20 protein-coding genes and 1 riboswitch are annotated in these 23,198 nt (G+C 74.3%); of the genes, 10 read left to right on the top strand and 10 right to left on the bottom strand.

Features of this window, described 5'->3' with window-relative positions:
- Positions 1-429: cell division protein FtsL (gene ftsL / locus IH45_RS0137820; protein ID WP_199810763.1), on the bottom strand; the 429-nt coding region annotated here is incomplete at its 3' end.
- Positions 426-1,385 (bottom strand): 16S rRNA (cytosine(1402)-N(4))-methyltransferase RsmH, encoded by a 960-nt coding sequence (gene rsmH, locus IH45_RS0137815; RefSeq protein WP_030679781.1) that lies wholly within the window; start codon positions 1,383-1,385, stop codon positions 426-428. The genes rsmH and ftsL, both read right to left, overlap by 4 nt.
- Before the next feature lie 548 nt (positions 1,386-1,933).
- Here rsmH and IH45_RS0137810 point away from each other — a divergent pair.
- The 4 genes from IH45_RS0137810 to IH45_RS0137795 all read left to right on the top strand — a co-directional run bounded on the left by IH45_RS0137810 (position 1,934) and on the right by IH45_RS0137795 (position 7,932).
- On the top strand, positions 1,934-2,500 hold the full coding sequence (locus tag IH45_RS0137810) for a beta-class carbonic anhydrase (RefSeq protein WP_030679778.1): 567 nt from the start codon (positions 1,934-1,936) through the stop codon (positions 2,498-2,500).
- 358 nt (positions 2,501-2,858) lie between these two features.
- A complete protein-coding gene (locus IH45_RS0137805) occupies positions 2,859-3,914 on the top strand; it encodes an AAA family ATPase (protein WP_030679774.1) in 1,056 nt (351 codons plus the stop codon).
- Positions 3,914-5,401, top strand: coding sequence for a DUF58 domain-containing protein (locus tag IH45_RS0137800; RefSeq protein ID WP_050515469.1), 1,488 nt, complete (start codon positions 3,914-3,916; stop codon positions 5,399-5,401). The genes IH45_RS0137805 and IH45_RS0137800 overlap by 1 nt, the downstream gene beginning before the upstream one ends.
- A complete protein-coding gene (locus IH45_RS0137795) occupies positions 5,398-7,932 on the top strand; it encodes a transglutaminase TgpA family protein (protein WP_032919113.1) in 2,535 nt (844 codons plus the stop codon). The genes IH45_RS0137800 and IH45_RS0137795 overlap by 4 nt, the downstream gene beginning before the upstream one ends.
- A gap of 301 nt (positions 7,933-8,233) precedes the next feature.
- Here the strand turns inward: IH45_RS0137795 and IH45_RS0137790 are convergent, their stop codons facing one another.
- From IH45_RS0137790 to IH45_RS0137780, 3 genes are all read right to left on the bottom strand, one after another.
- Positions 8,234-8,647, bottom strand: coding sequence for a DUF3040 domain-containing protein (locus IH45_RS0137790; RefSeq protein WP_030679768.1), 414 nt, complete (start codon positions 8,645-8,647; stop codon positions 8,234-8,236).
- A gap of 258 nt (positions 8,648-8,905) precedes the next feature.
- A complete protein-coding gene (locus IH45_RS0137785) occupies positions 8,906-9,661 on the bottom strand; it encodes a methyltransferase (protein WP_030679766.1) in 756 nt (251 codons plus the stop codon).
- Positions 9,662-9,858: 197 nt separating this feature from the next.
- Positions 9,859-10,344, bottom strand: coding sequence for an SAV_6107 family HEPN domain-containing protein (locus IH45_RS0137780; protein ID WP_030679764.1), 486 nt, complete (start codon positions 10,342-10,344; stop codon positions 9,859-9,861).
- A gap of 225 nt (positions 10,345-10,569) precedes the next feature.
- Here IH45_RS0137780 and IH45_RS0137775 point away from each other — a divergent pair, with 225 nt between their 5' ends.
- From IH45_RS0137775 to IH45_RS0137755, 5 genes are all read left to right on the top strand, one after another.
- Positions 10,570-11,349, top strand: a complete 780-nt coding sequence (locus tag IH45_RS0137775) for an ATP-binding cassette domain-containing protein (protein ID WP_030679762.1) — start codon at positions 10,570-10,572, stop codon at positions 11,347-11,349.
- Positions 11,321-13,528, top strand: a complete 2,208-nt coding sequence (locus IH45_RS0137770; RefSeq protein ID WP_030679761.1) for a YhgE/Pip domain-containing protein — start codon at positions 11,321-11,323, stop codon at positions 13,526-13,528. The genes IH45_RS0137775 and IH45_RS0137770 overlap by 29 nt, the downstream gene beginning before the upstream one ends.
- 35 nt (positions 13,529-13,563) lie before the next feature.
- Entirely contained in the window at positions 13,564-14,175 is a 612-nt protein-coding gene (locus tag IH45_RS0137765) for a TetR/AcrR family transcriptional regulator (RefSeq protein ID WP_030679760.1), read from the top strand.
- Positions 14,176-14,540: 365 nt separating this feature from the next.
- Entirely contained in the window at positions 14,541-15,161 is a 621-nt protein-coding gene (locus IH45_RS0137760) for a DUF4126 domain-containing protein (RefSeq protein WP_030679759.1), read from the top strand.
- Between the two features lie 113 nt (positions 15,162-15,274).
- Complete coding sequence (locus IH45_RS0137755; protein ID WP_030679758.1) at positions 15,275-16,861, top strand: phytoene desaturase family protein; 1,587 nt, start codon at positions 15,275-15,277, stop codon at positions 16,859-16,861.
- A gap of 19 nt (positions 16,862-16,880) precedes the next feature.
- Here the strand turns inward: IH45_RS0137755 and IH45_RS0137750 are convergent, their stop codons facing one another.
- The 5 genes from IH45_RS0137750 to IH45_RS0137730 form a co-directional block, all read right to left on the bottom strand.
- Positions 16,881-18,011, bottom strand: coding sequence for a hypothetical protein (locus IH45_RS0137750; RefSeq protein WP_030679757.1), 1,131 nt, complete (start codon positions 18,009-18,011; stop codon positions 16,881-16,883).
- Positions 18,012-18,062: 51 nt separating this feature from the next.
- Complete coding sequence (gene metF, locus IH45_RS0137745) at positions 18,063-18,980, bottom strand: methylenetetrahydrofolate reductase [NAD(P)H] (protein ID WP_030679756.1); 918 nt, start codon at positions 18,978-18,980, stop codon at positions 18,063-18,065.
- Positions 18,981-19,099: 119 nt separating this feature from the next.
- Positions 19,100-19,750, bottom strand: a complete 651-nt coding sequence (gene thiE, locus IH45_RS0137740; protein WP_030679753.1) for a thiamine phosphate synthase — start codon at positions 19,748-19,750, stop codon at positions 19,100-19,102.
- Positions 19,751-19,891: 141 nt separating this feature from the next.
- On the bottom strand, positions 19,892-20,257 hold the full coding sequence (locus tag IH45_RS0137735; protein WP_030679750.1) for an Rv2175c family DNA-binding protein: 366 nt from the start codon (positions 20,255-20,257) through the stop codon (positions 19,892-19,894).
- Between the two features lie 125 nt (positions 20,258-20,382).
- Positions 20,383-21,663: an NAD(P)/FAD-dependent oxidoreductase gene (locus IH45_RS0137730; RefSeq protein ID WP_030679746.1), complete on the bottom strand. Its 1,281-nt coding sequence runs from the start codon at positions 21,661-21,663 to the stop codon at positions 20,383-20,385.
- A gap of 175 nt (positions 21,664-21,838) precedes the next feature.
- Positions 21,839-21,952, top strand: a riboswitch (TPP riboswitch).
- Between IH45_RS0137730 and thiO the strand changes: the two genes are divergently transcribed.
- Positions 21,950-23,198, top strand: a 1,249-nt coding sequence (thiO, locus tag IH45_RS0137725; protein ID WP_050515468.1) for a glycine oxidase ThiO, incomplete at its 3' end; no start/stop codon positions are given. (Overlaps the previous riboswitch by 3 nt.)

Here is a 23,198-nt window from a genome sequence, read left to right as displayed (position 1 = left end):
CCGCGGGGCGGGGACGGCGAGCCGCGACGGGCCGGGCGCGCTCATCGGGCCCACGCCGCCGCCGGCGGCCCTGCTCGGCCTGCCCCGTACCGTGCCGTCCGGCTCCAGGAAGGCCGGGCTGCCGCCCGGGACCATGCCCAGCTCGCGGGCGCGCTTCTCCAGGGCGCCGGGCGCGGAGAAGGCGTCCACCTCCTGCTGGAGCGCCTGCTGCTCGTCCTTCAGCTCGTCGGTCCGCTTCTCCAGCTTGCTCAGTTCGAAGGATCCCTGGTTGAGCGCGGAATTGAGCAGCAGCAGCGTGATCAGTCCGGAGCCGAGGAGCACCACCACGAGGAGCACGAACGGCGTACGCGCCGGTGTGCCCCCCGGGCCGGAGGCGAACAGGCCCGAGAGCCGGCCCGGCCCCGAGCGCGCCCGCCCCGGCCGGTTCACGCGATGTCCTCGCGAATGCGCTCGGCGCCGCGCAGCCGGGCGGGGGCCGCGCGCCGGTTCTCGGCGATCTCCTCCTCGGTCGGCAGCTCGGCGCCGCGGGTGAGCAGCTTCAGGCGGGGCTGGTACTGCTCGGGGACGACGGGCAGGCCGGGCGGCGCGGTGTGGGCCGCGCCGGCCGCGAGAACCTGCTTGACGATCCGGTCCTCCAGGGAGTGGTAGGCGAGCACCGCGATCCGGCCGCCCACGGCGAGGGCCCGTACGGCGGCCGGTACGGCGCTCTCCACGGCGGCCAGCTCGGCGTTGACCTCGATGCGCAGCGCCTGGAACGTGCGCTTGGCGGGGTTGCCGCCGGTGCGCTTGGCGGCCTGCGGCAGCGCGTCGCGGATCAGCTCCACCAGGCGCGCGCTGTTGGTGAAGGGCTCCTTGGCGCGTTCCCGTACGACCGCCTCGACGATCCGCTTGGCCTGCTTCTCCTCCCCGTAGGCGCGCAGGATGCGGACCAGCTCGCCGGGCGGGTAGGTGTTGAGGACCTCGGCGGCGCTGATGCCGGTCGTCTGGTCCATGCGCATGTCCAGCGGCGCGTCCTGCGCGTACGCGAAGCCGCGGTCGGCCTCGTCGAGCTGCATGGAGGAGACGCCGAGGTCGAACAGGACGCCCTGGACGCGCGGGACGCCGAGGCGGTCCAGGACCTGGGGCAGCTCGTCGTAGACGGCGTGCACGAGGGTGGCGCGGTCCCCGTAGGGCGCCAGGCGCTCGCCCGCCAGCTTCAGCGCGGCCGGGTCGCGGTCGAGGGCGATCAGGCGGGCGGCCGGGAACGTGGCGAGCAGCGCCTCGCTGTGCCCTCCGAGGCCGAGCGTGCAGTCGACGACGACCGCGCCGGGCTCGGCGAGCGCGGGGGCGAGCATGTCCAGACACCGCTGGAGCATGACGGGTACGTGGCGATCGTTGCTGCTCATGCGCCTTCCGATGGGGTGGGCGGCAGGTGGGTCCCCCCGGCCGCTGGCTGGGGGAATGCCGCACGTACCGCTTGGTCCCCGCCCGCTCTGAAGGGGAAGTGGCCCTCCGACGACGGGGAAGTGCCGTCGGTGGACCGGTTGGAGCGGGAGGAGGCCGAGCCGTACGTGCAGATCGCACGCGAAAGATTCGGGATCCAAGGAGAGCGTCACGCCTCCCACTTCGCGCCACTTTAGTCCACTGCCGCGCGGGGTCAATCAACCGGTTCCGCGCGTCCCGCACCGGCCGCCGGGACGTTTTCGACGGGTTTTCGAAGGGGTCCCGAAGGAGTTCCGAAAGAGTCCCGAAGGAGTTGCGAAGGGTTCGGAGCGGCCCGGGAGAGCCGCGGGACGGGCCGGACGAGAGCCCGCGATCGGGACGAAAAGGTTGGTTTCACCCGATCGGCGGCGCCCGGCGGGGCGTGTGGAAAACCTCACAAGACGCCGTAGTGCCCCCCTATGCCCCGCTCTCACGTGCAGCCTTACCGGCCGGTGACCCTTACCGTGTTGCTATGTCGATACCTGCCTCGCAGTCGCTGCCCCCGTCCGCCGACAGCGCCGTGGCCCCCGCGGGCGGCACGGTCACCGACCGCCTCGTCGAAGCCAACAAGCAGTACGCCGCCGCCTTCACCGACCCGGGGATGGACGCCCGGCCCGTGCTCAAGGTCGCCGTCGTGGCCTGTATGGACGCCCGTCTGGACCTGCACGACGCGCTGGGCCTCTCGCTCGGCGACTGCCACACCATCCGCAACGCGGGCGGCGTCGTCACCGACGACATCATCCGCTCCCTGACGATCAGCCAGCGCGCGCTGGGCACCCGCTCGGTCGTGCTCATCCACCACACGGGCTGCGGCCTGCTGAGCCTGACCGAGGACTTCCGCCACGAGCTGGCGGCCGAGGTCGGCCAGCGGCCCAACTGGGCGGTCGAGGCGTTCAAGGACCTCGACGAGGACGTCCGCCAGTCCATCGAGCGGGTGCGGACCTCGCCGTTCCTGCTGCACACCGACGATGTGCGCGGCTTCGTCTTCGATGTGACGACGGGTCTGCTGCGGGAGGTCCACCCGACCGAGCCGAAGTAGGCGCCGGGAGGACGGCGGTGATCCGCGGCCGGGAGGCCGGGGTCCATGTCAGCGGGGCCGGGCGGTCCGTCCGTCCGGCCCTGTCGTTCGTGCTGTCCGGCGGGCGGGGCCGGGGTGTCGCCGCCCTGCGGTGTGGTGCCCCGGGCGGGTGTGCTGCCGTACGGCGCCGCCCGGCGCGCGAGTTATCCACAGGCCATGACGCGAAGCGGCGTGGACGGCGAGAATGCCTACGTGGCGTCGCGGCGGCCGAAGGGCCCGGCGGCGCACGACGGGGAGGGCCGGTCCGTACGGAGGACGTGCGCCCGCAGTCGGGTGTCCCGCGTTCCGCGGGGCGCGGGGAAGGGCCGAGGAGGGCCGGGTGACGACCTTTGACGAACAAGCGAGCCTTGGGGGTCCCCCCGCGCGGACGGAGCCGGGCGCGCGGGGCGATCTGACCACCACGGCGGAGCGGGTCCGCAGGTCGGTGGAGAGCGTGATCGAGGGCAAGCCGGAGGTCGTGCGGCTCGCGCTGACCGTGCTGCTCGCGGAGGGCCATCTGCTGATCGAGGACGTGCCAGGCGTCGGCAAGACGATGCTCGCCAAGGCGCTGGCCCGCTCCATCGACTGCTCGGTGCGGCGCATCCAGTTCACCCCCGACCTGCTGCCGTCGGACATCACGGGCGTGAGCGTCTTCGATCAGCAGCGCCGCGACTTCGAGTTCAAGCCCGGCGCGGTGTTCGCCCAGGTCGTGATCGGCGACGAGATCAACCGCGCCTCGCCCAAGACCCAGTCCGCGCTGCTGGAGTCGATGGAGGAGCGCCAGGTCACGGTGGACGGCCAGACGTACGGGCTGCCCGCCCCCTTCATGGTCGTCGCCACCCAGAACCCGGTCGAGATGGAGGGCACGTATCCGCTGCCCGAGGCTCAGCGGGACCGCTTCATGGCGCGCGTCTCGATCGGCTACCCGAGCCCGGACGCCGAGCTGCAGATGCTGGACGTGCACGGCGCCGCCTCGCCCCTGGAGGACCTCCAGCCGGTCGCGCACGCCGACGAGATACTGAAGCTGATCGACGCGGTCCGCACGGTCCACGTCGCCGAACCGGTGCGCAGATACGCGGTCGACCTGGTCGCCGCCACCCGCAGCCACCCCGAGCTGCGCCTCGGCGCCTCGCCGCGAGCGACGCTGCACCTGCTGCGCGCGGCGAAGGCCGCCGCGGCGCTGGCCGGCCGGGAGTACGCCCTCCCGGACGACCTGCAGGCGCTCGCGGTGGCGGTGCTGGCGCACCGGCTGCTGCCGACCGCGCAGGCCCAGCTCAACCGCCGTACGTCCGAGCAGGTCGTGGCCGAGATCCTGCGCCGCACCCCGGTGCCCGACCCCTCGGCGCAGTGGCCCCGGGCCCACGCGCCGCAGCCGCCCGGCCTGCGGGGGTACTGATGACGGCCGGGGGGATCGGGGGCGCGCCGGAGCGCGGCGGACTGCGGGCCGCCTTCGCGGGGCTGACGACGCGCGGCCGGTCCTTCCTGGCGGCGGGCGTGGCGGCCGCCGTGTGCGCGTACGCCCTCGGGCAGACGGACCTGCTCCGCGTCGGGCTGCTGCTGGCCGTCCTCCCCCTGGCGTGCGCGATCGTGCTGCACCGCACCCGCCACCGGGTCGCGGGCAGCCGGACCCTCTCCCCCGCCCGGGTGCCGGCCACCGCCGAGTCGCGGGTGCGGCTGCGGGTGGAGAACGTCTCGCGGCTGCCCACCGGCGTGCTGATGCTCCAGGACCGGGTGCCGTACGTACTGGGTCCGCGGCCGCGCTTCGTGCTCGACCGGGTCGAGGCGGGCGGCCGCCGGGAGGTGTCCTACCGGGTCCGTTCCGACCTGCGCGGGCGCTATCCGCTGGGGCCGTTGCAGCTGCGGCTCTCCGACCCGTTCGGGATGTGCGAGCTGACCCGCTCCTTCAGCGACCACGACACGCTGACGGTCGTGCCGCGGGTCGAACCGCTGCCGCCGGTCCGGCTCGCGGGCGAGGCGTCCGGGTACGGCGACGGCCGGCAGCGTTCGCTCGCCCTGGCCGGTGAGGACGACGTGATCCCCCGCGGCTACCGCCACGGCGACGACCTGCGCCGCGTCCACTGGCGCTCCACCGCGCGCTACGGCGAGCTGATGGTCCGTCGGGAGGAGCAGCCGCAGAAGGCCCATTGCACGGTCCTGCTCGACACCCGGCGCACGGCCCATCAGGGTGCCGGTCCCGACTCGGCGTTCGAGTGGGCGGTGTCGGGTGCCGCGTCGGCGGCCGTCCATCTTCTGGAGCGCGGTTTCTCGGTGCGTTTTCTGACCGACTCCGGCATGTCCGTGCCGGGCCCCGACGGGACCGGCGGCTGGGCGGGCGGCACCGAGTCCGCCGACACCGCCGGGCTCATGCTGGACACCCTGGCCGTGGTGGACCACTCCGACGAACCCGGTCTGGCGCGGGCGTACGACGTCCTGCGCGGCGGCAACGAAGGGCTGCTGGTGGCGTTCTTCGGCGATCTGGACGAGGAGCAGGCCGCGGTGGCCGGGCGGATGCGGCAGCGCAGCGGCGCCGCGGTCGCTTTCGTCCTGGACGGCGACGCCTGGTCGCGGGGCGCCGGGTTCCGCTCCACCGGTGGTCAGCCGCGGCTGCCGCTGGAGGAGCGGCTGCGGATGCTCCAGGAGGCGGGCTGGCGTGCGCTGCCGGTGCGGCCCGGCGACTCGCTGGCGGCACTGTGGCGGCAGGCGGACCAGGCGGGAGCCCAGCGGGGGCCGGCGGGCGGCGCTCCGGTGGCGAGTGCCTCGGGAGTTTTCGGTGCGGCCGACACGGCCGGGAGTTCCGGTACGGGTTCCGGTACGGCCGCGGGTTCCGGTACGGCTGGGGGCGCCGGGCCGGTTCCGGCACCGGGAAGCGGGGCGGCGACATGAGCGGGCGGGCACGGCTGACGGTCTGCGCGGCGGTGGCGACGCTGTGCGCGTCCTGCGCGCTGCTGCCGCTGGTGGACCCGGTCGGCTGGATGCTGCAGGCGGCGGTCCTGCTGACGATCGTGTCCGGGGTGGGGGCGCTGGCCCGCCGGGTGCCGCTGGCGCGGCCGCTGACGGTCGCGGCGCAGGCCGTGGTGGCGCTGCTGCTGCTCACCGTGCTCTTCGCGCACGACAAGGCGATTGCCCTGGTGCTGCCCGGCCCGGACGTCTTCGGGGAGTTCGGCGAGCTGGTGCAGGAGGGCGTCGCCGATGTCAGCCGGTATGCCATACCGGCTCCGGTGACGGCCGGCATCCGCCTGCTGCTGGTCGGCGGGGTGCTGGTGGTCGGCCTGGTCGTGGACGCGCTGGCCGTGACGTACCGCAGCGCGGCGCCCGCCGGGCTCCCGCTGCTCGCGCTGTATTCGGTGGCGGCGGGCCTCTCGCAGGGCAGCGCGGGCTGGCTGTGGTTCCTGATCGCGGGGGCCGGATATCTGCTGCTGCTCCTGGCCGAGGGCCGGGACCGGCTCTCGCAGTGGGGCCGGGTGTTCGGCGGCCGGAGCACCGGCTCCGGGAGGCCGGCGTTCTCCGGCGGGCAGAGTTACGCCGGCACGGCCGGCGGCCCGGCGCAGGCCCCGGTCCGTACGGGCCGCCGGATCGGCGCGCTGGTGCTGGGCGTCGCCCTGGTGGTGCCCGCGGTGCTGCCCTCGCTCGGCGGCGGGCTGCTGGGCCAGGCGGTGGCCGGCCGCGGCCCGGGCGGCGGAGGCGGCACGATCTCCGCGGTGAACCCGCTGGTGTCCTTGCAGAACAGCCTGAACCAGCCCGAGGACAAGCAGGTCCTCAACTACCGCACCACCGCCTCCGACACGCGTGACATGTACTTGCGCATCGTCGCCCTCGACCAGTTCGACGGCACGGCGTGGAAGCCGTCCGAGCGCGCCGTCAAGGACGTGCCGGACCGGCTGCCCACCCCCGCCGGGCTGAGCCCGGAGGTGGACGTCACCCCCGTCAACACGAGCGTTTCCACCGCCCCTTGGTACGCGCAGAACTGGCTGCCGCTCCCCTACCCCGCCTCCCGGGTGGACATCGCCGGGCGCTGGCGCTTCGAGCCGGAGGGCCGCACGCTGGTCGGCGACCGCGGGCAGAACACGCGCGGCGTGCAGTACCAGGTCGAGAGCCTGCTCGTCCGGCCCACCGCGCGCCAGTTGGCGGAGGCGCCCGCGCCGCCCGCCGAGCTGGCGCGCGAGTACACCGAGGTGCCGGACTCGCTGCCCCCGGTCGTGCGCGAGACCGCGAAGCAGGTGACGAAGGGCGCCGGCACGGCGTACGGCAAGGCCGTCCGCCTCCAGGACTGGTTCTCGCTCAACGGCGGCTTCACGTACAACACGGAGGTGCGGGCCGGCAGCGGCACGGAAGCCATCGCCCGGTTCCTGGAGCAGAAGGAGGGCTTCTGCGTGCACTTCGCCTTCTCCATGGCGGCGATGGCACGCACGCTGGGCATCCCCGCCCGGGTCGCGGTCGGCTTCACCCCCGGCACCCGGCAGAGCGACGGCTCGACCTCGGTCGGTCTCAAGGACGCCCATGCTTGGCCCGAGCTGTATTTCGAAGGCACCGGCTGGACGCGCTTCGAGCCGACGCCGAGCCGGGGCACACTGCCCGACTACACCCTGGCCGACACCCCGTCCCACGGCGGTACGAACGTCCCGGCACCGCAGCCGTCGCGCTCGGCGGCGGAGCCCGCCGGGCCGTCCCCCGCGCAGAGTTGCGCCCCCGCCGAGCGGCGCGTCGGCCCCTGCTGGACGCCGCCCGCGCAGTCGGCGAACGGCCCGGCGAAGGGCGGGCCGTCGCCGTGGACCGTCACCTTGTTCATCGTCGGCGCCCTGGTCCTGCTCGCGTTGCCGGTGCTGCCGCTGCTGTGGCGGCTGCGGGCCCGCGCCCGGCGCCTCGGCGGCGGCCGTCCGGGGCCGGTCGCCGCCGCCACGGGTCTCCGCACGGCCCACCTCGAACCGGACGGCCCCGGCTGGGGCCACGGCGGTGCGCCGGAGTCCCGGAGCGGCATACCGGCCGGGACCACGCGCACGCTCGCGGCCTGGCAGGAACTGGTCGATTCCGGCTGGGACTACGGCATCCTGCCGGACGAATCGCTCACCCCGCGCAAGGCTGCGGAGCGCATCGTGCGGATAGGCGAGTTGCGGGGTCCGGCGGCGGAGGCGGCCCACCGGGTCGCGGCCTCGGTGGAGCAGGTGCTGTACGCACCGCACCCGCACCCGGAGCCCGGCCTCGCCGACGAGGTACGCCGCGTCCGTACCGGCCTGCACGACGCCGCGTCCCGGCATCTGCGCCTGCGCGCGCTGCTGGTCCCCCGCTCCGCCGCCCGGGCCCTGTGGACCCTCTCGTCCCGCTGGTCCGCCTTCCTCACCCGCTGCGCCATGAGCCCACCGGCCACCGCGGCGCGCAGGGCGGCGGGCGCCCTGCGGCTGTCCCGGGAGCGGACGTAGGGGCACGGCGGCAAGGCGCGGAGAGCGGAGCGGAGGCTGCGGAGAGCAGGACGGAGGCCAAGGAGAGCAGGGCGGAGGATAACGGTAAACGCCAGGCTGCGTACCGAGGTGACAGCGGCTTGACGGCGGGCACCTGGCACGCAGCCGCGGATGCAAAGAGCGGAGCGGTCCCGGGGCATCGGCGGGATCGACCGACCCGTCACCGGACGCGAAAACGTGAAAAGCGGCCGTCCGGACACCGGACGGCCGCGATAGCCGGGTTTTCGGGCGTGGCAGGGCGAGTAGGAGGTCGGTGGGCCGGTCAGTGGCCCTGTTCGTCGCGGCGGCGCTGCCAGCGGCTCTCGATCCGGTCCATCATCGAGCGGCGCTGCCTGGCCTGGCGCCGGGCCGGACCGCCACCGGGTCCCGCGCGGCCACCCGCCGTGGCCTGCTGTTCTCCCGGCTTGGGCGCCTTGCGCCAGCCGGTGACCGCGAGCACCGCGCAGCCGAGCATCACGAGGAAGCCGACCACGCTGATCCAGATCTGCTGGGCGACCATACCGGCCATGAGGAGCGCGATACCTACCAGGAAGCCCGCGACCGCTTGGTAGACCCGTCGCCGGGTGTACGTACGCAGCCCGCTTCCCTCAAGCGCTGTCGCGAACTTCGGATCTTCGGCGTACAGCGCTCGCTCCATTTGCTCGAGCATGCGCTGCTCGTGCTCCGAGAGCGGCACGGAGTCCTCCTACTCGTCGGTCGCGGGGGGCGACCGGGTGCGACCCTTTCAGGATAGGCAGGGAATCGCCCCCGTGAAACCCGCCCCTCTACGCCAATTCACCGCCCGGGCCGCCACGGCGGTCGGTGGTGCCTGCAGCCTGCATTCCCCACCCGCCGATCCGTCATGCCGGACGTTGTACCCCGATCATACGGGGCGAAGCGGCTGATCGGGTGGCCTGTGGCCGACTGCACGCGCAGCGTGAGCGGCCCGGGACGGTCAGCCCCGCTCGGCGAGCACGTGCAGCTGGGTGGCGACCGAGTGGAACGCGGGGTTCTCGGCGGCGGCTGCCTCCAGTTTCAGCAGGGCGTCCATGGCGCCGGGCTCGGTGTCCACGAGCACGCCGGGCACCAGGTCGGCGAAGACCCGTACGCCGTGCACACCGCTGACCTTCAGGCCGGTGTCCGAGACCAGTCCGGTGAGCTGCTCGGCGGTGAAGCGCCGGGGCACCGGGTCCCCCTCGCCCCAGCGGCCCGCCGGGTCCGCCAGGGCGGTCCTGGCCTCGGTGAAGTGGCCCGCCAGGGCGCGGGCGAGCACGGCGCCGCCCAGTCCGGCGGCGAGCAGGCTCAGGGTGCCGGCCGGGCGCAGCGCGCCGACCGCGTTGCGCACGCCCTCGGCCGGGTCGTCGACGTACTCCAGCACGCCGTGGCACAGCACGGTGTCGTAGCCGCCGGGCTCGACCACGTCGAACAGCCCGTGGGCATCCCCCTGTACCGCGCGCACCCGGTCGGCGACGCCCGCTTCGGCGGCTCGCCGCTCCAGGGCGAACAGGGCGTTGGGGCTGGGGTCCACGACCGTGACGCGGTGGCCGAGGCGGGCGACCGGCACGGCGAAGTTGCCCGTACCGCCGCCGGTGTCCAGGACGTCGAGGACGTCCTGACCGGCGGCCGCGGCCCGGCGCTCCAGGGCCTCTACGAGAACCTCCCAGACCACGGCGGTACGAAGGGATGCGCGCGGGCGCAGCGGGTCAGACACGGCGGGTGGCTCCTCGACGGGGGCATGGAACTGATGGGTACCACCCTAATGGGACGCGCGGGGGCGGCCCGGCCGCCTGACACCGGACGACCAGGCCGGACGTCCAGTCCGGACGTCCAGTCCGGACACCCGGGCCGGACACCAGGCCGCCCCCGGCCGGACCGGACGCCCCGCCCGCCACCTCACCGCCCCACCCCTCACCCCGCCCGCTGGGACGGCAGCGTCGGCTGGAGGAGCAGCATCCGTTCCACCAGGCGCAGGAACATCGCCACGTCGCGGATCAGGTCGTCGGCGTCGCGCGGGCCGGCCGCGCCGGCTATGCCCGCCTCGGCGCGGGCGCGGCGCTGGGCGCCGGAGGCGAACAGGGCGCTCCACTCGGCGAGTTCGGGAGCGACCTCGGGCAGCACCTCCCAGGCGCTGCGGATGCGCTGCCTGCGGCGCAGGCTCGGCTCGGGGCGGCCGCGCACGGCGAGGACGGCGGCCGCGGTGCGCAGCGCGGCGAGGTGGGCGGTGGCATAGCGCTCGTTGGGGGTTTCCAGGTCGCGGGCTTCGTCGATACCGCGCTGGGCCTGGGCGAGCAGGTCGAGGGCGGCGGGCGGCGCCGCCGCCCGGCGCAGGACGGGGTGGACATCGCCCGGAGGGCCGTACGCCGCGGAGCTGCCCGCGGCCGAACTGGCTGCCATGACGAACCTCCTGTCGTCGCATCACGGTTCGGGACCGTATGGGGCCATCGTGCGGCACACCACTGACAATCGGCTCTGACCTGCTCTTTCCCTGCGTCGGCCGGGTAATTCGGGGAGATCGCGGCTTACCCGGGAAAGCGGGCGGACGGGCGGGACCCCCTTGCGGAGACATGACAAGACTGCGCATACTTTTTGCACTGACTGGTCAGTTCAAAGGAGGGGATCGTGCACAGCACCCCGCACGGGGCCGCCGTCACCGCCACGGGACTCGGCGTCGAGGGCCCCCGCGGCTGGGCCTTCCGGGACATCGGCCTCACGGCCGGGCCGGGCTCGCTGATCGCCGTCGAGGGCCCGTCCGGTTCGGGACGCACCTGCCTGCTGCTCGCGCTCACCGGCCGGATGACGCCCTCCACCGGTACGGCCGAGGTCGCCGGGCTGCCGCTGCCCCGGAAGATGGCGGCGGTACGGGCGATCACCGCACTGGCCCACGTACCCGGTGTCACGGATCTCGAACCTGCCCTCACCGTGGCCGAGCACCTGCGTGAACGCACCCTGCTCCAGCACCGGTTCGGCGACTCCCTGCGCGCGCTGCTGCGACCGCGCCGGGAGCGTACCGCGTCGGCCCGCGCCCGTACCGACGCGGCCCTGGAGGCGGCCGGTCTGGACGTGCAGGCCCTACCCAAGGGCGTACGGACGGCCGTACGCGACCTGGAGCGCGCGGAAGCGCTGCGCCTTTCGATCGCCCTGGCGCTGGTCGGCAGGCCCCGTCTGCTCGCCGTCGACGACACCGACATGAAGCTCTCCGACGCCGAACGCGCGGACATCTGGGCGACGCTGCGCGCCCTGGCGGAGTCCGGGACGACCGTCCTCACGGTGTGCAGCCAGGCGCCCGAGGGCGCGGTCGTGGTGCGTACCGGCGCGCGCGGCAAAGAAAGCACCGGCCCGGTCACCCGCGACGACGAGAAGGGGGCGGCGGATGCGCTCGCCGAGGCTGGCCGCGCTTGAGCTGAAGCGGTTCGGGAGGGGCAGGCTGCCGATGGCGGCGCTGATCGCCCTCCTCCTGCTGCCGCTCCTGTACGGCGCGCTCTATCTGTGCTCCTTCTGGGACCCGTACGGGCGCCTGGACAAGATCCCGGTCGCGCTCGTCAACGAGGACACCGGCGCGGAGGTCAAGGGCAAGAAGGTCGCGGCAGGTGACAGCATCGTGGACGGGCTGCGCGACAGCCACACCTTCGACTGGCACCGGGTGAGCGCCCAGGAGGCGGACCGGGGTGTCGAGGACGGCTCGTACTACCTGTCGCTGACCGTTCCCGCGGACTTCAGCAAGCGGGTCGCGTCCAGTGCGGGTGACCACCCGGAAACCGGCGCTCTGCAGGTGCGCACGAACGACGCCAACAACTACATCGTCGGGCAGATCTCCCGCACGGTCTTCTCCGAGGTGCGCGCGACGGCATCCGCCAAGTCCTCGCGCAGCTTCTACGACAACATCTTCGTCTCCTTCTCGACGCTGCACGACAAGACGCAGCAGGCCGCGGACGGCGCCGGCAAGCTCACGGACGGCATCGGGCAGGCCCAGGACGGCACCGGAAAGCTCAAGGACGGCCTCGGTACGGCGAAGAACGGCAGCGGCACCCTGGCCGACGGCCTGAAGGACCTCGACGCGGGCGCCGGCCGGCTCTCCACGGGCACCGCCGAACTCGCCCGGGGCGCGGCCGCCGCCTCTCGGGGCGCGGACCAGCTGGCCGGCGGTTCCGGCCAGGTCGCCCAGGGCACCCAGCAGCTGGCCGACAAGGTCAACGGGGTGGCGGCGGAGGTGGGCCCGTTCGTCCGGGCGCACGGCAAGGAGATCGGCCGGGTCGCCCGGGTCGTCGCCGACGGCGCCCGGGCCGTACGCGAGAACCTGGACAAGCTGCCGCGTGCCGCCGACGCGGGCGCCAAGCTGTCCCGGGGGATGGCCGACCACCTCGCGGCCTTCTACCGGCAGCGCTGCGGGGACGCGGCCCGGCCCGACGCCTCCTGCGCCGAGCTGAAGCAGCTCAAGGAGCAGGCGGCGCTCGCGGCGGCCAAGGCCGAGGAGATCAGCGGCTACGTACACGACCAGAAGAACCTCGACCGCCTCGCCCGCGACCTGGACTCGCTGCACCGCCTGGCGGACGAGCTGGCGCGGCGCGGCCCGACCCTCGGCGCCGACCTGGACGCCGCCGTCAAGAAGATCAACCAGCTCAACGCGGGCGCCCATCAGGTCTCCGCGGGCGCCGGCAAGCTGGCCGCCGGAACCGGGAAGCTGGCGGACGGCGCGGGGCAGGCGGCCGACGGCGCCCGCAAGCTGCACGACGGTGCCGGACGCGCCGCCTCCGGCGCGGACGACCTCGACCGGGGCGTCGGCAAGCTGAAGGACGGCGCGCAGACCCTGTACAGCGGCATGTACAAGCTCTCGGACGGCTCGCAGAAGCTGTCCGGCGGCCTGCACGACGGCGTTCGGCAGATCCCCGACTACGGCAAGCAGGACCGGGACGCCCGTACGCGCGTCATGTCCGACCCCGTGCAGCTCGCCTCCCAGGCGGCGCACCGCGCGCCCAACTACGGCACCGGTTTCGCCCCGTACTTCATCCCGCTCTCCCTCTGGGTCGGCGCGATGGTCGCCTACATGCTGATCCCACCGCTCAACCGGCGCGCGCTCGCCATGGGGGCGGGCGCCTGGCGGATCGCGGTCTCCGGATGGCTGCCGGTGTTCGCCCTGGGGGTCCTCCAGACGGCCGCCCTCATGACCGTGCTGCGCTTCGGGCTCGGCCTCCACATGGAGCGGGCGGCCGGCACGGTCGGGTTCCTGCTGCTGGCCACTGCCTGCTTCGCGGCGATCGTGCAGTGGCTCAACGCCCGCTTCGGACCGGCCGGCCGCATCCTGGTGCTGGCGCTGCTGATGCTCCAGCTGACGTCGGCGGGCGGTACGTACCCGGTGCAGACCAGTCCCGGCTTCTTCAACGCGATCCACCCGTTCCTGCCGATGACCTACATCGTGGAGGGGCTGCGGCGGCTCATCACGGGCGGTGACCTGACGCCCGTGTGGCAGGGCAGCGCGGTGCTGCTCGCCTTCACGGCGGCGGCGCTCGCGCTCACCGCCTGGGCGGCGCGCGGGAAGCAGGTCGTACGGCTGAAGGACCTCCACCCGGAGCTGAGCCTGTGAGCGCGCGGGCCGCCGGGGGCGGCACAATCACCCCCATGGACAGCTCCAGCACGCGCCGTCAGACCACCCGGCGCAAGCTCTTCGAGGCCGCGGTCACGCTCATCGCCGAACAGGGCTTCTCCTCCACGACCGTGGACGAGATCGCCGAGCGGGCGGGGGTCGCGAAGGGCACCGTGTACTACAACTTCGCGAGCAAGAACGAACTCTTCGAGGAGTTGCTGCGGCACGGCATCGAGCTGCTGGCCACCTCCCTCCAGGAGGCCGCGGACGGGGCCGCGGACCGGGGCGGCTCCCGGGTGGACGCGCTGGACGCGATGATCCGGGCCGGGCTGGACTTCATCGCCCGCTACCCGGCGCTGACCCAGCTGTACGTGGCCGAGCTGTGGCGGACCAACCGGGCCTGGCAGTCCACGCTGATGGTGGTGCGGGAGCGGGCGATCACGGTCGTGGAGGGCGTGCTCCGGGAGGCGGTGGCGGGCGGCGAGCTGAGCGAGGACATCGACATCCCGCTGACCGCGTCCGCGCTGTTCGGGATGGTGCTGGTGGCGGCGCTGGACTGGCAGTCCTACCAGCCGCACCGGTCGATCGACGACGTGCACGCGTCCCTGTCACGCCTGTTGCAGGGCCGGGTGAGCGGGCACCCGTAGGCGCCCCGCGCATACGGGAGCGGCGGTGGCCGGCATCATCTGCCGGCCACCGCCGCCGTCGTACCGGCGCGCTGCCCCGGAGCGGATCGTTCCCCCGGCGATCCGTCCAGGACAGCGCTTCCCCCGTGGGGCCCCGTACCCCCGTGCACTCCCCATGTGGAGCCCCCGTGCTCCCCCGTCACGTCCGGGCTGCCGTGCCGTTCCGCCGCCCCGTGTCGGCGGTGCCGGCCCGGCTTCCCTTCCGTGGCCCCCACTCTTCCGTCCGCCCAGGTGGCGGCCCATCCGCGTACCTACTCATCTCAGGGACTGAGTACGGATACTCAAACCTGAGCACCGACGCGCAGCGGCTGGCTACGATCTCCTGCGTGTCTGTACTCCCTCTCGTCTTCACCAGCGGCTGGGCCAGCGGCATCAACGCCTACGCCGTCGTCCTGATGCTCGGCGTGCTCGGGGCGACCGGCGTCGCCGACGAGGTGCCCGAGGCCCTGCAGCGTCCCGATGTGCTGATCGTCGCGGGGGTGCTCTTCCTGTGCGAGGCCGTCGCCGACAAGATCCCGTACGTGGACTCGGTGTGGGACGCCGTGCACACGGTGATCCGGCCGGTGTCCGGCGGGGTCGTGGCGGCCCTGCTGGCCGGTCACGACGGGTCGCTGCCGCAGCTGGCGGCGGGCGCGGTGGGCGGTTCCAGCGCGCTGGTGAGCCACCTGGTCAAGGCGGGCACGCGGATGGCGGTGAACACCTCGCCCGAACCGGCCAGCAACTTCGTGCTGAGCACGCTGGAGGATTTGGGGGTCGCGGGCATCGTCGTCTTCGCGGTGTTCCATCCGGTGGCCGCGGCGGTCATCGCCGGGGTGCTGCTGGTCGGCGGCATCCTGCTGGTGGTGTTCCTGTGGTCCCGGGTACGGCGCTTCCTGCGGCGCAGGAAGCAGCGGCGCGAGGAACGGCGGGTGGCGGCGGCGCGCGGGGCGGGGACGCCGGTGGGCTGAGCCGCGGCGCGGCCGGACGGGCCCGGGCCGGGGCGCCGGGGCGCCGGGGCGCGAGCCCAGGTCGGAGGCAGGCCGCGGTCGGATTGTCAGTGCCGCCGGATAAAGTCGCAGGCATGGCACGGATTGCGGTGATCGGCGCCGGGATGGGCGCGATGGCGGCCGCCGCCCGGCTGGCCGTCGCGGGCCACCGGGTGGCGGTGTACGAACGTAGCGGCACGTACGGCGGCGCGGTGCGCCGCTTCGAGCGCGCGGGCTTCGGCTTCGACACCGGCCCCGGTCTGCTGCACCTCCCGGCCGTCTACCGCGACCTGTTCGTCAAGACCGGCCGCGAGCCGCTGGAGAGCGTGCTGGAGCTGTCCCAGGTCGATCCCGCCGCCCGCCATGTCTTCGCGGACGGCACCGCCGTCTCGCTGCCGAACGCCTCCCGGGCCGGCGTCCTCGCGGCGCTCGACGGCGCGCTGGGCGCGGGCGCCGGTGAGCGCTGGAGCGACTTCCTGGGCCGCGCCCGCGAGGCCTGGGACCGCACCCGCCGGCCGCTGCTGGAGGAGCCCCTGTGGCCCGACTGGCAGGTGCTGGGGCGCGACCCGTATCCGGCGCTGCCCAGGCGCGGCCTGTTCGGACGGCGCAGGCCCGTGGCGGACGGCACCCTCGCCGAGGTGGCCCGCCACGAGCTGAAGGACCCCCGGCTGACCGCCCTCCTGGAGAGCTACGCCGTGGCGTACGGCTTCGACCCGCGCACCGCCCCCGCGAGCGCCGCGGTCCTGCCGTACATGGAGCAGACTTTCGGAAGTTGGTATCCGCGCGGCGGTATGCGGGCGCTGGCGGACGCGCTGTACGAGCGCTGCCGGGCTCGGAAGGTGGAGTTCACCTTCGGCGCGGAGGTCACGCGCATCGTCCAGGCGGACGGCCGGGCGGCCGGCGTCGAGCTGCGCGACGGGGGCTGCGCCGAGGCGGACACGGTGGTCGCGGGCATCGCCCCCGACCGGCTGACGGCGCTCCTGAAGGGTGCCGAGCCGTGGGGCGCGGACGACGTACGGCCCTCGGCGGACGAGCGCCGCCGGGTGCCCGGACGGTTCACGGTCGCGCTCGCGCTGCGCGGCCCCCGCCCGGCGGACGCGGCGCACCGCACGGTGGTCCACGCGGCCGACCCCGCCGCCGAGTTGGCAGCCGTCTTCGGCGCGGGCCCGGGCACGCTGTGCGACCGCCCGACGGTGACGGTACTGCGCCCGGACGATCCGGCGTCCCGGCCCGACGACGGCCACGAGGCGGTGACGCTGAGCGCCGCGGTCGCGCCGTACGGAGACCTGGCGCGGTCCCCCGCCCCGGCCGGGACCGGCGCACCGGCCGCGACGGCCGAGCCCCGAAGTGACGCGCAAGGGGCGGCAGTTGAGGAGACGGCCGCACAGGCGGCAGCCGCCGACCGGCTGATCGAGACCGCCGGAGCGGCGATACCCGGGCTGCGGGAGCGGGTGCTGTGGCGGGCCGTGCTGCCGCCCGCCGAGGGCGAGTCGGTGCCGGGCCCGGCGCTGGCCGGTGCCGGGGGACGCTTCCTGCGCCCCGCCAACCGCACCCGCATACCGGGGCTGTACGCGGTCGGCGGCTGGACGCACCCCGGCGGCGGGCCGGCACATGCCGGGATGTCCGGTGCCCTCGTCGCGGGCCTGATCGTGAACGGGGACGACTGGCGCGGCTCCCGGTGACCGGGCCGCGCCGGGCCCCTCAGTAGCGGTACTGCTGCCCGTCGAAGCCCTGGTTCTGCGGGGGCTGGTAGGGCGGGTACGGCTGCTCGGCGGCGGGCTCGTTGCCGCGCTGCTGGGGGACCCACACCCCGCCGGGCGGCGTCTCGCCGTACGAGGCCTGCGCCGGGTCCTGCACGCCGGTGTACTGCTGCCCCGGGTAGGCCGGCGAGCCCCCGAAGGCGTCGGGCTGTTCGTACGGGTCGTACTGCCCGGCGTACTGCTGCGAGCCCAGGTAGGGATCGGCGTAGGGCACCTGCTGGCCATGCCGGTCCGGCCCCTGGCTGTGGCCCTGGTCGTGGGCCTGACTCTGGTCCTGGCTGTGGTCCTGGCCGGTGCCGTAAGCGCTGTAGTGGTCGGCGTAGGCGTCCTGCCCGCCCTGGGCGGCGGCGCCCCCGTAACCGCCGTCGTAGCCGTAGCCGCCCTGGCCGTAGTCCTGGTAGCCGTCGTACGCGGCATAACCGGGCTGCTGCGGGCGCGCGTCGGAGCTGTATATGCCGTACTGGCCGGTTTCCTCGGGGATCGGCTGGGGCGCGTAGACCTCGGCGGGGTCGGCACCCGCGTAGCCGTCGTGGGCTCCCGGCCCGGCCGGGAAGCCGTCCTGCGGGGCGAAGGGGTCCGTGCCGCCCTGCGGGGCGAAGGGGTCCGTGCCGTCGTACGCGGCCGGGCCGGCCACCGGCGCCGGGGCCGGGCCGCCGTCCGCTCCCCCGGCTCCCGCGCTCTCCATGACCGAGGTGGCTTCCAGATCGGAGACATGGAGCGTCGGACCGGCGGCCGCGGCCCGGCCGCCGCCCTTGGCCCGGCGCCGACGGTTGTCGCCGCGCTTACCGCTGTCGCCCCGCTTGCCGGCGTCACCGCGCTTGCCGCGCAGCGCCCAGCCATCGGAGTACCCGCTGCGGAAGGAGAGCGTGACGTAGGTCTGTCCGACGGCGAAGGCGATCGCGCCCACCGCTATGACGATCACCGACGGAATGACGACACCGACGACCACGCCGAGGAAGCCGGTGAAGGCCAGCAGCCGCCACTGCAGCCGGGCCTTGTACTGGAGCAGCACTTCGCCGAGGAGCCAGAGCGCGACACAGGCAAATGCGATGTACAGGACCACCAAGCCCATATACGCCCCTCTTCCGCCGCTCCACAGACGGCGTGGTGCGGCAAACCGCCGTCAGGACTGCTGGTGCAGCCCCAGGTTCTCGTAGATTTCCAGCGTCGCCGTGGAGTGGTTCAGGGTAATGAAGTGCAACCCGGGACTTCCCTCGGCCATCAGGCGCGCGCACAGCTGTGTCGCGTACTCGATGCCAATGGAGCGTACAGCCGCCGGGTCGTCCTTGACGGCGAGGATGCGCTCGGCCAGCTCGGGCGGGAAAGCCGCGTTGCTGAGCTGCGCGAACCGCTCGATCTGGCGGACGTTGGTGACCGGCATGATCTCCGGGATGATGGGCGTCTCGCAACCCGCCGCGGCGACCCGGTCGCGCAGCCGCAGATAGTCCTCGGCGTAGAAGAACATCTGGGTGATGGCGAAGTCCGCACCGGCCCGGCACTTGTCGACGAAGTGCCGTACGTCGGTGTCCCAGTCCGTCGAGCGCGGGTGCATCTCCGGGAAGGCGGCCACGCCGACGCAGAAGTCGCCGGACTCCTTGATCAGCCGGACCAGTTCGGCGGCGTACAGCACGCCTTCGGGGTGCTGGATCCAGTCGCCCATCGGGTCGCCGGGCGGGTCGCCGCGCAGCGCGAGCATGTTGCGGATGCCGGCGTCGGCGTACTGCCCGATGATGTTGCGCAGGTCGGCCAGCGAGTGGTTGACGGCGGTCAGGTGGGCGACCGGGGTCAGGGTGGTGTCGGTGGCGATCCGCTCGGTGGCGCGCACGGTGCCTTCGCGGGAGGTGCCGCCCGCGCCGTAGGTCACCGAGACGAAGGTCGGCGCGACGGCCTCGATGCGGCGGATGGCGTTCCACAGCGTCCGCTCGCCCTTCTCCGTCTTCGGGGCGGCGAACTCGAACGAATACGACTGCTTGCCGGAAGCGAGCAGGTCACGCACGGTCCGTGCGCGATCAGTCCTGGTGGAAGCTGTGCCAAGGGCCATACGTGCAGATTATCCACCGGTGCGGCGCACACCAACCAGCCCCGACGAAATGCCCGGATAGCCGCATTCCGGTCCACGCCTTGGACACCGGCCGGCCATCTCGCGTCCAGCCGGGGTGCTCACCCGCCGTACGCGCGCACCCGCTTCGCCAGGTCGGCGGCGGCGGCGCCCGGGTCCTCGGCCTCGGTGATCGCCCGTACGACGACGACCCGGCGGGCGCCCGCGGCCAGCACCTCGTCCAGGTTGCCCGCGTCGATGCCGCCGATCGCGAACCAGGGGCGCTCGGGGCGCCGGGCGGCGGTGTACCGGACGAGGTCGAGTCCGGGGGCGTGGCGGCCGGGCTTGGTGGGGGTGGGCCAGCACGGGCCGGTGCAGAAGTAGTCCACGCCGGGCTGGGCCAGCGCGGCGTCCACCTCGGCCTCGGCGTGGGTGGACCGGCCGATCAGCACGTCGTCGCCGAGGATCGCGCGGGCGGCGGGCACCGGCAGGTCGCCCTGGCCCAGGTGCAGCACGTCCGAGCCGATGGCGTGCGCGACGTCGGCGCGGTCGTTGACGGCGAGGAGCTTGCCGTGCCGACGGCAGGCGTCCGCGAAGACCTCCAGGTGGGCCAGCTCCTCGCCGGCCTCCATGCCCTTGTCGCGCAGCTGCACGATGTCCACGCCCGAGGCCAGCACCGCGTCCAGGAACGGTTCGAGGTCGCCCTGGCGCCTGCGGGCGTCCGTGCACAGGTAGAGCCGGGCGTCGGACAGGGCGTGGCGTGCGGTGGTCATCGGGCGGGTCCCCCCAGGTCTCGGCGTACGGGCCGGGCCTTCCGGCCCGTACGCCCTCATGGTGCGAAGACGGTCGCTGCCGCGGGTGCGGCGGCGACGGCGAACGGCCGCGCCAAGCGGCCGTGTGCGGCAGGTGTGCGGCTAGACGGCGAGCGCCTGGGCCCGGCGCTTCACCTCCGTACCGCGGTTCTCACGCAGGGCCTGGGCGGGGGTGCCGGGCAGGGTCTCGTCGGCGGTGAAGAGCCACTCCAGCATCTCCTCGTCGGCGAAGCCGTCGTCCCGCAGGAGCGTGAGCGTCCCGACGAGGCCCTTGACGACCTTGCCGTCCTTGATGAAGTCGGCCGGCACATGAAGGGCACGGTTCTCGCCACGGCGCACCGCGATCAGCTGGCCCTCCTTCACCAGCTGCCGCACACGCGTCACCTCGACACCGATCAGCTCGGCGATGTCGGGGAGGGTGAGCCAGGCGGGAACGAGTCCATCGATCTTTGCGTCAATCTCGGTCACGGGACAAGCCTGCCACCTCCCACTGACAGCCGGTAGCGGGGCATCGCCATCGGTGCAGGCAGGCACCCGTACGAGACCCCGGCCGGACCGCCGCACGAGCCCCCGGCCGAGCCCGTCCCCGGGCCTCAGACCGCCGCCGACTTCAGCGGTACGGACGCGTCCGCGGCCAGCCGCCGGTCCAGCGCCGCGCCCCGCTCGATGAGCTTGCGGCCCTGCGCCAGGTCGCGCGGCCGGCCCACCGCCAGGAGCGCGACGAGCACGCCGTCGCGCAGCCAGATCACCGACCAGGCCGCGCTCTCCGGGTCGCCCCGCCAGATCGTCTCGTCGGCGCCGGTGTGGTGCCCGGCGTACTGCACGAAGCGGCCGAACTGCTCGGACCAGAAGTACGGGACCGGGTCGTAGACCGGGCCCTCGGCCTCGCCGCGGGCGATGGTGGCGGCGACCGTGCGCGGGCCCTGGAGGGCGTTGTCCCAGTGGTGGACGAGCAGGCGGCTGCCGTAGCGGGCGGACGGGAAGGAGGCGCAGTCGCCGACCGCGTACACGTCGGGCAGCGAGGTGCGCAGCCGCTCGTCGGCCAGCACGGAGCGGTCCTCGGGCGACAGCTCGACGCCCGAGCCGGCCAGCCAGGCCGTCGCGGGACGGGCGCCGATGCCGACCACGACCGCGTCGGCGTCGAGCGTCGCGCCGTCGGCGAGCGTGACCGTGCCCTCGGTGAGGGCGGCGACCCGGGCGTTGATGCGCAGCTGCGCGCCGCTGTCCGCGTACCAGGCCGCCATGGGGGCGGCGACCTCGGCGGGCAGCGCCCCGGCGAGCGGCCGGTCGGCGGCCTCGACGACGGTCACCCGGCAGCCCGCCTCGCGGGCCGCGGTGGTGAACTCCGCGCCGATCCAGCCCGCGCCGACCACCACCACCTCGCGCTGTCCGGCCAGCACGGGACGCAGCCGTTCGGCGTCGTCGATGGTGCGCAGCACATGTACGTCCGGCAGGCCGTCACAGCCGGGCAGGGTGACCGGTTCGGCACCGGTCGCGATCACCAGGTGGTCGTACGGGACCGGTCCGGCCTCGGTCTCGACCACCTTCGAGGCGGCCGCGAGTCCGGTGGCGTGCCGGCCCAGGAGCAGGTTGATGCCGAGCGCCTCGAAGTCCACGTCGAAGGTGGAACCGTCGGCCTTGCCGAGCAGTACGGCCTTGGACAGCGGCGGGCGGTCGTACGGCCGGTGCGGCTCGTCGCCGAGCATCGTGATCACCCCGCGCCAGCCCTGTTCGCGCAGGGCTACGGCGGTCTGCACACCGGCCAGGCCGGCGCCGACGATGACCGCGCGCCGGGCGCGTTCGGCGGCGCGCTCGGCGGGTTCGCCGTCCCGGCGCGCGCGGGCGGGGTCCTGTGGCTGCGTCTGCTCGGTCACCCGATCACTGTAGGACGGCGTGTCGCGCGACCCCGAGATCCGCGCAACGAGATCTATGACACAACGTCACGGCCGGTCACCCTCGGGTGGCCGGGCGGCCACCCGTGATCCGGCCCCCGTTCCCCGGCCCGACGGTCCCTTACGGCGCGTCGGCGGCCCGTACTAGGGTTGCGGGGAACGCACTCGCGGGAGCCCGGACGCACCGGGCTGAGAGGGAGGCTGCTGCGGCCTCCGACCGTACGAACCTGATCCGGGTCATGCCGGCGAAGGGAGGGGCTGGACGCCCATGCATCCATCCGCACAGCCGTCTGTACGGACCTCGGTGCCCACTTCGGTACCGGCGTCCCCGGACGTGCTCGTCATCGGCGGCGGCATCATCGGCCTGGTCACGGCCTGGCGGGCGGCCCAGCGCGGGCTGCGCACCGCCGTCGCCGACCCGGCGCCCGGCGGCGGCGCCGCCCAGGTCGCGGCCGGCATGCTGGCCGCCGTCACCGAACTGCACTACGGCGAGCAGACACTGCTCGGCCTCAACCTCGCCTCGGCGCGCCGCTATCCGGACTTCGCCGCGGAGCTGTCCGAGGCGAGCGGCCGGGACCTCGGCTACCGCCGGTGCGGCACGCTGGCCGTCGCGCTGGACGCCGACGACCGCGCCTACCTGCGCGATCTGCACGCCCTCCAGCGCCGCAGCGGGCTGGACTCCGAGTGGCTGAGCGGGCGCGAGTGCCGGCGCCTGGAGCCGATGCTCGCGCCGGGCGTGCGCGGCGGACTGCGCGTGGACGGGGACCACCAGGTCGACCCGCGCCGGCTGGCCGCCGCGCTGCTCGCCGCCTGCGAGCGGGCCGGGGTCGCCTTCCACCGCACCACCGCGGAGCGGCTGACCGTCGGGCAAGACCGTGCCACCGGCGCCGAACTGGCCGACGGGAACCGGATCGCGGCCGGGCAGGTCGTGCTCGCCGCGGGCAGCCGGAGCGGGCGGCTGGCGGGCGTCCCCGAGGACGTGCTGCCGCCGGTCCGGCCGGTCAAGGGCCAGGTGCTGCGGCTGCGCATGCCCGGCGGGCTGCCCGGCGGCGTACCGTTTCTGTCCCGCACCGTACGGGCCGTGGTGCGCGGCGGCCCGCTCTACCTCGTACCGCGCGAGGACGGCGAACTGGTCGTCGGCGCCACCACCGAAGAGCTCGGCTGGGACACCACGGTCACCGCGGGCGGGGTCTACGAACTGCTGCGGGACGCCCACGAGCTGGTGCCCGGTATCACCGAGCTGCCGCTGGTCGAGACCCGCGCCGGGCTGCGCCCCGGCTCGCCCGACAACGCGCCGCTGCTCGGCCCGACCGCGCTGCCCGGCCTCCTGCTGGCCACCGGCCACCACCGCAACGGAGTGCTGCTGACGCCCGTCACCGGCGACGTGCTGGCGGCGGCGCTGACCGGCGGCCCGCTGCCGGAGGAGGCCCTGCCGTTCGCCCCGGACCGCTTCGCCCCGGACCGCTTCGCGTCGCAGCCGTACGGTGCCCGGCCGGGCGCCGCGCCCACGCCCGCCC

Source organism: Streptomyces rimosus subsp. rimosus (genome assembly GCF_000720725.1).
Taxonomy (GTDB): Bacteria; Actinomycetota; Actinomycetes; order Streptomycetales; family Streptomycetaceae; genus Streptomyces; species Streptomyces rimosus_A.
The sequence above is the reverse complement of the archived record's forward strand: the minus strand, read 5'-3'. Positions and strand labels throughout refer to the sequence as shown.